We start from the raw sequence: 6939 nt of genomic DNA, 5'->3' as shown, positions 1-6939 counted from the left end.
GCTTAAGGGACACAGCGCTTTTTTTCCTGTGGGCAAAAACAGAAGGGCTCCGTCCAAATCTCGTGTCCCCCCCCTTGCGTCCCCCGCTCCCCCCCCCCCCCCCCTCCCCCTCCCCCCCCCCCCCCAGGACCTCGGCAAGGGCGAGACCACCCGCCGGGTGGTGCTGATCACCGACGGCGAGGACACCTGCACCCCGCCCGACCCCTGCGACGTCGCCCGCGAACTCGCCGCTCAGGGCATCCACCTGGTGGTCGACACCCTCGGCCTGGCGCACGACGACAAGACCCGCCAGCAGCTGCTCTGCATCGCCAACGCCACCGGCGGCACCTACACCGACGTCCGCACCCCCCAGCAGCTCACCGACAAGGTCAAGCAGCTGGTCGACCGCAGCAACGACACCTACGCGGTGACCCCGGTCAAGACCGCCGGCACCGACACGTGCGAGACCGCGCCGGTGCTCGCCCCGGGCGTCTACACCGACCGCGAGAAGTTCTCCGAGCACCGCGTCTACAAGGTCCCGGTCAAGTCCGGCCAGGAACTGCGCGCCTCCGTCAGCGTCTCGCTCGACCGCCCGGTCAACCGGGACTACGGCGTCCTGCTCCAGGCGACCAGCGCCACCGGCCAGGAACTCGTCCGCGGCACCGACGCCGGCAGCGCCCGCACCGACGTGATCTCCACCGGGCTGCGCTGGTCCACCGACGACTCCAAGGGCTACGTCACGGCGAGCCCGACCTCCCAGGCCTCCTCGGCCTCCTCGGCTTCCTCGTCCAAGGGAAAGCCGGACACCACCGTCTGCCTGGTCGTCAGCAACTCGCTGGCCCCGCAGCCCGGCGTCCAGGCCGATCCCGGCATGCCGTTGGAGCTGACCGTCGACCTGGCCTCGGCCTCGCCCGCCCCCGAGGGCGCCGCGATGGGCCTCGGCCGCGGCTGGATCCTGCTGCTCACCCTCACCCTGGCCGGCCTGGCCTTCGGCCTGCTCTTCGGCTGGATCGCACGCTGGCGCATCGCCGTCTGGCGGGAGAACTGACCATGCGTACGACGACTCGCGGCGCCCTCGCCGCCCTCGCCCTGCTGCCCGCCCTCGCGCTGGGCGCACCGGCCGCCTCCGCCGCACCGTCGCCCACGGCGAGCGCGAGCGGCACTCCCGCCCCGGCCACCAAGGCCGGCACCTCCTTCCTGACGGCGGTCAACCTCTCCCCCGGCCAGGACGCCGATGTCGCCATCTCCACCGGCGACTACCTGTACTGGGCGTTCGGCGCCGCCGAGGGCCAGACGCCGAAGGTCAGCCTGAACGTCACGCTGGCCGCCTCCGCCGACCGGCACGGCCCGCAGACCTGGGCCGTCGAGGTCTTCGACGGGCTGCGCCGCCGCCAGTCCTGCACCGCCGGCACCCAGAACGCCACCGCCGACCAGAACACCGGCACCGTGGCGCTCGACTGCACCCTGCGCGAGGTCCGCACCTGGGCCGAGCCGTGGTCCGGCGACCCGCTGCCCGGCACCTACTACGTCCGGCTCTCGGTCACCGACGCCCCGCAGCCCGACCTCGGCCTGGCCGCCGGCGCCCGGCTGCACGTCAGCGCCAAGGGCGGCGCCGACAACGCCCAGCCGGAGGGCGGCGAGCTGAAGGCCCCGCTGGTCCCGCCGGTCGGCGGCGGCGCGGGCACCGCCAAGGCGGCGGCCCCCGTGGCCGAGGAGGAGCACTGGTACACCGGCTGGTTCTCCGGCTGGAACAGCCGCTGGTACTGGACCATCGGCGGTGGCTTCCTGGCCGCCCTGGCCGGCGTCCTCGGCTACAACCTGACCCGGCACCCGCGCGGGCAGCGCCCCGGCCGCTACGGCGCCGTCCCGCCCCAGGGCTCGCACCAGCACGGCTCCTACGCCGACCGCCCGTAACCGCTCGCAGGAGGGCCGGCCGGACGCCCGGCCGGCCCTCGGCATCTCTGGGACCATGGGGGCATGCAGCCCCACGGCCGGATCGTGGTCGGTGTGGACGGCTCCGCGCCCGCCCGCGCGGTCGTCGCCTGGGCGGCCCGCCTGGCCGGCCTCACCGGCGGCCCGCTGGAGGCGGTGGCCGTCTGGGACTTCCCCTGCCTCCACGGGGAGCACGGCCTCGTCCTGCCCGCCCTGGACGGTTTCGGCCTGGAGCGACGGGCCGCCGCCATCCTCGCCGAGTCGGCCGCTCTCGCCGGGTCGACCGATCTCGCCGACACGGCCGCCGCCCGCACCGTCCCGCTGCGCCGCCACCTCAAGGTCGGGCCGCCCGGCCCCGCCCTGGTCGCCGCCGCAGCCGGAGCCGCCCTGCTGGTCCTCGGCAACCGCGGCCACTCCACCCCGCCGGACGCCCCGCTCGGCATCATCGCCCAGTACTGCCTGCACCACGCGCCCTGCCCGGTGGTCATCGTCCGGGAGCCCGGGGCGGGCGGCGCCGTCAGCCCTTGAACAGGTTGTGCCCCACGTCGGAGGGCACCTCGTCCTGGACCGGTTTGCTGCCCGGCCCCGGCACGTGCTCGCCCGGCACCGGCTCACCGCTCTCCCGGTGCAGCAGCACCACCCCGTCCTCCGCCCAGAGCTGCCGGTAACCGTGCGCCAGCAGCAGCCGGATCCGGTCGGCCTGCTCCTTGTCCGTCTTGAACGGGAAGGACCGCTTGTCCGAGCGGGTGAGCACGTACTCGCGCCCCCGCGGCGTCCCGTCCACCAGCACCACGTCGGTCCGCGCGGTCAGTCGCGGCGCGATCTGGTTGTCGGCCTCCACCGAGGCACCGTCCGGGATCAGCGCCGCCGCCCGGACCAGCGCGGCCTCGCTCGCCCTGGGCTCCCAGGAGGACGGCACGGCGAGCTGCAGCAGTCCGATCGGCACCGCGGCCACCAGCGCCACCCCCGCCGTGCCCAGGCCCAGCAGCCGGGCCCGCCGGCGCGTCCGCTCCGGCCGCTCGGCGCCGCTCAGCCGGCCCAGCACCTCGATCGCGGCGGTCAGCAGGATCGGCCAGAGCATCGAGTCGTAGTGCCGGGCGATCGACCAGTGGTTGGGGTTGCTGGACAGAATCCGCTCGGCCAGCAGCGGCAGCGCGCACAGCGCGGTCGCCGAGCGCAGCGGCAGCAGGAACATCGTGCCGAACAGCCAGAGCAGCAGCAGCGGTTTGAGCGGCTGGTCGAAGGCCGTCTGCACCAGTAGGAACGGGTTGTGCAGCAGGTTCCGGACGGCTTCGCCGCCGTCTGCGCCGAGGGTCGTGTAGTTCCAGTAGTAGCCCGGCTCCCCGCCCATCGCCGGGATCAGCCACTTGATCGCCACCGCCGAGGCGACCGGCCCGCCCACCAGCAGCCCGATCCCGGTGAAGCGCCCGGCGCGGTCCCCGCCGCGGTCGCCGGCGCGGCGGGTCCGCAGCAGTAGCACCAGGCCGTACGCACCGACCATGAGGCCGAGGTCCTCCTTGGTGCAGCACAGCAGGGCCGCCGCGAGCACCACCGTGCCGTACCGGCGGGCCAGGCCGCGCTCCAGCATCAGCAGGGTCAGCGGGACGGCGAACGCCACCTCGTGGAAGCCGACCCGGGCGGCGACCAGCAGCGGCCAGCCCAGCGCGTGGACCAGCCCGGCCAGGTCGGCCGCCCGCCGGGCGGTGCGCGGCTCGGCGTCCGCGAAGCAGTGGGCGGCGATCCGCCGGATCAACGGCACCCCGAGCGCGAACAGCAGCGCCTGCCCGATGATCAGTGAGCGCGGGTCGTCCCAGATCCAGTACAGCGGTGCGAGCAGCGCCAGGACCGGCGAGAAGTGGTCGCCCAGCAGCGAGAACCCGGGCGGGAACTCGTGGTGGTAGCTCTTCAGCGTCGACACCGGCAGCCCGAAGTGGGCGTAGCCGCGCACGCCCTGGTCGAAGATGCCCAGGTCGAAGCCGCCGAGCGACACGGAGGCCCAGCCCTGGAGGCCGACGGCACACGTCACCGCGAAGCACAGCGCACCGAGCAGCACGGTGCGGCGGACGGGCGAGCCCAGGGCGGCCACCGCCCGGCGGGCGGCGGGCGCGGCGGCCCGGGACGGCGTCGGGGTTGCGGTCTGGGTGGTCACGTCGACTCTGATCCGTCAGGTCCGATTGGTCAGGGCGGGGTCACGGTCGAGTTCGGTGTCCGGGACGTCCCGGACGGACGGGACGGACGGGCCGGGCAGGACGGACCCGGCGTGGCCCAGCAGCCCCCGGGCGCCGGCCGAGGCGTCGACGGTCCCGCGCCGGGCGCGGTACACCCGCAGGCCGACGACGGCCAGCACGGCGATGCCGAGCGGCGGGTAGATCGAGCCGGGCAGCTGCCAGTACCAGGCGACGCCGCGACCCCAGCGGTGCGGCACCGTCCACATCACGTGGGAGAGGAACACCGCGAGCGTCACGGCCGCCAGCACCCGCCGTCCCCTGGTCCTGGCCTCCACCACCAGCAGGGCGATCAGCGGGACGCACCAGACCCAGTGGTGGGTCCAGCTGATCGGCGAGACCAGCAGCGCGGTGAGGGCCGCGCAGACGGCGCCCCAGGCGTCGGCCCGCCGCAGCACCCGGGCGGAGCGCCCGGCGAGCACCGCCACCCCCAGCCCGAGCGCCCCGACCAGCGCGGAGGCGATCACCCCGACCAGGCCCGGGTCGTTCACGTCCAGCAGCCGGCAGACGGCGCCGCGCAGCGACTGGTTGTCCACCAGGACGGTGACGCCGACCCGGCTCGGGTCCCAGAGGTAGGTGCTCCAGAAGCCGTACGAGGCGTCCGGCAGCACGATCCAGCCGATCAGGCCCGCGCCGAGGAAGGTGGCGACCGAGACCAGGCCGGCCCGGATGCGGCCGGTCAGGAACAGGTAGACGGTGAACAGGCCCGGAGTGATCTTGACGGCGGTGGCCAGCCCGATGCCCACGCCCTTGAACCGGCTGCGGTCCGGACGGGTCAGGTCCCACAGCACCAGGCAGAGGATGCCCAGGTTGACCTGGCCGTACTGGAACGTCGTGTACACCGGCTCCAGCCAGACGGCGAGGCCGGTCGCGAGGATCACGGCGGCCGTGCGGGTGCGCCGGGGCCAGCCGGCCAGCCGGAGGGAGAGGTGGACGGCGACGGCCAGCAGCGCGTAGTTGAGGAGCATCACCAGGACGCGCAGGGTACTCACGTCGAACCAGGAACTGGGCACGAACAGCATCGCGGCGAACGGCGGGTAGGTGGCCGGCAGGTCCCAGCCGGGCAGCCGCATCGCGTAGAGGTCCGCGCCGTCCACCACCGCCTGGCCCTCGGCCCGGTACACCAGCATGTCGACCATGGTCGCCCCGTGGAGGTGCCGCACCAGGACGAACGCCGCGAGCGACACCGCCGCCACGCAGCCCGCCGCGAGGGTCAGGGAGTTCGGTCTTCCGGTCGCCGGGCGTCCGCCGGGCTCCTCCGGGTCCGCTTCTCGCGTCCACCGTTTCAGACCGAACTCGCGCACCGCGACGGCACCCCGTTGAGATAGACCAGATCGTTCCCTCGTCAGCGTCTGGGCCCACCCACCATAACCGACCCCTCTGAGGCCCAAACGGCGTCAGAATCCAGCCCGCCCGCGTGTTGTGGTCCAGGCCACAGAGCCGCCCTGACGAGCCCGGGGGCCGCAAAACGCGAAATCCCGCCGGGAGTTGACTCCCGGCGGGATTTCCGGACCGATCCGAGTCGGCCCGTTGGGTGGAGCTGAGGGGATTCGAACCCCTGACCCCCTCGATGCGAACGAGGTGCGCTACCGGACTGCGCCACAGCCCCAACGAGAAGAAACTTTAGCACCTTCCGGAGGGGCTCCGTGACCACCCCCCTGACCGGGGGGCGGTCGCCGTCATTCGTTGGCCGCGCGGCGGCGGGCCTCCGGCTCGGGGGCCTCGGCGTACTGATCGAACAGCGGGGTGTTGCGGGACTCGGCCGGGCGTCCGGCGGTCCAGGTGCCGGGGGCCGACAGGTCGAGGCCGCGGGAGACCCGGGGGGCGACCGGCGCGGTGACGTAGGTCGGCAGCGGGACGGGCACCGGCTCCCAGGAGTCCGGGCCGGCCGCGCCACGCTCGCGCATGCCGTCGACCCACTCCTCGTGCTCGGTCGCCTCGGCGACCGCGGAGGCCGACACCGACACGGTGGCCTCCTCCGGTTCGGCGGCCAGCCGCAGGTGCGGGCGGCGGCCGGGCGGCCGCTCGACGGGCTCGGCCGGGGCCGGCTCCGCCTCGGCGGGCGCCTGGACCGGGTCGTGCCCGGCCACCGTGGCCTCGGCGCGCTGCTGCTCGCGCCGACGCAGTTGCTCGGCGGCCTGGGCGGCCCGGACACGGTCCAGCTTCACCTCGTAGCGCTGGCGCTCCAGCTTGCGCAGGTGGCCGATGTAGAGGGTGAGGAGGACCGCCGGGACCGCCGGGACCCAGAGGAAGGCGAGTCCGGCCACCGCTGCGACCACGGCGCCCAGCGCGAAGGCGAGGAACAGGACGGTGACCATCCGGCGCCGGCGGGCCAGCAGCCGCGCCCGGCGCTCGGTCCCGGCCGGCCGCGCGGGGGCCGGGCGTTCGGCAGGGCGCTCCGCGGGGGGCTCGGACTCCCGAGCGGACTCCCGGGCGGGCTCCCGGGCGGCGGGGTCGCCGGAGGCGGCCTCGTCCCGTTCGGGAGGACCGTCGTCGCTGTGCTCGTCGTCGCGCGGTTCGTCGCTCAGGGCCCGGGCTGCCCGCCGCTCCAGTGCCGAACGCCCGGCCAGCAGGCGGATGGCGGTGCTGAAGCGTTCCGTCGGGCGCGCCTCGTTGAGTTCGTCCTGCCTGCGGAGCCACATCGGCACCAGATAGGCGGCCCAGGCCCCTACGATGACGGCGTAGATAAGGCCGCTACTGCTCACGATTCACACCGTACGGGCGCCGGGGAAGGCGTGGCAGCAATTTGACGCGGCGTGTCGTGTGATCAAGCTGATTCTCCGACTATTTTGCCGGTATTTGT

General features: G+C 74.3%; 6 protein-coding genes and 1 tRNA gene. 3 read left to right on the top strand and 4 right to left on the bottom strand.

Annotated features, from left to right (window positions below):
- Positions 1-157: 157 nt before the first annotated feature.
- The 3 genes from ACZ4WV_RS07255 to ACZ4WV_RS07245 all read left to right on the top strand — a co-directional run bounded on the left by ACZ4WV_RS07255 (position 158) and on the right by ACZ4WV_RS07245 (position 2439).
- Positions 158-1027 carry a vWA domain-containing protein gene (locus ACZ4WV_RS07255; protein ID WP_465743680.1) on the top strand — a complete coding sequence of 290 codons (870 nt, stop codon included), beginning with the start codon at positions 158-160 and terminating at the stop codon, positions 1025-1027.
- A 2-nt stretch (positions 1028-1029) separates the two neighbouring features.
- The gene (locus tag ACZ4WV_RS07250) at positions 1030-1893 is read left to right on the top strand and encodes a peptidase (RefSeq protein ID WP_465743678.1); all 864 of its coding nucleotides are present in this window, start codon (positions 1030-1032) and stop codon (positions 1891-1893) included.
- A gap of 63 nt (positions 1894-1956) precedes the next feature.
- A complete protein-coding gene (locus ACZ4WV_RS07245) occupies positions 1957-2439 on the top strand; it encodes a universal stress protein (protein WP_465743676.1) in 483 nt (160 codons plus the stop codon).
- On the opposite strand, the gene ACZ4WV_RS07240 is transcribed toward ACZ4WV_RS07245, so the two are convergent.
- From ACZ4WV_RS07240 to sepX, 4 genes are all read right to left on the bottom strand, one after another.
- Positions 2429-4060, bottom strand: coding sequence for a DUF2079 domain-containing protein (locus ACZ4WV_RS07240; RefSeq protein WP_465743674.1), 1632 nt, complete (start codon positions 4058-4060; stop codon positions 2429-2431). The genes ACZ4WV_RS07245 and ACZ4WV_RS07240 overlap by 11 nt on opposite strands.
- 15 nt (positions 4061-4075) lie before the next feature.
- Complete coding sequence (locus ACZ4WV_RS07235) at positions 4076-5332, bottom strand: glycosyltransferase 87 family protein (protein ID WP_465743672.1); 1257 nt, start codon at positions 5330-5332, stop codon at positions 4076-4078.
- 339 nt (positions 5333-5671) lie between these two features.
- Positions 5672-5745 (bottom strand) — tRNA-Ala (locus tag ACZ4WV_RS07230).
- A gap of 70 nt (positions 5746-5815) precedes the next feature.
- Positions 5816-6841: a divisome protein SepX/GlpR gene (gene sepX / locus ACZ4WV_RS07225; protein WP_465743670.1), complete on the bottom strand. Its 1026-nt coding sequence runs from the start codon at positions 6839-6841 to the stop codon at positions 5816-5818.
- Positions 6842-6939 lie beyond the last annotated feature (98 nt).

This window comes from Kitasatospora sp. NPDC029312, assembly GCF_055569215.1.
Note: the sequence above shows the minus strand (reverse complement) of the source record. Positions and strands in the feature narration are given on the sequence as shown.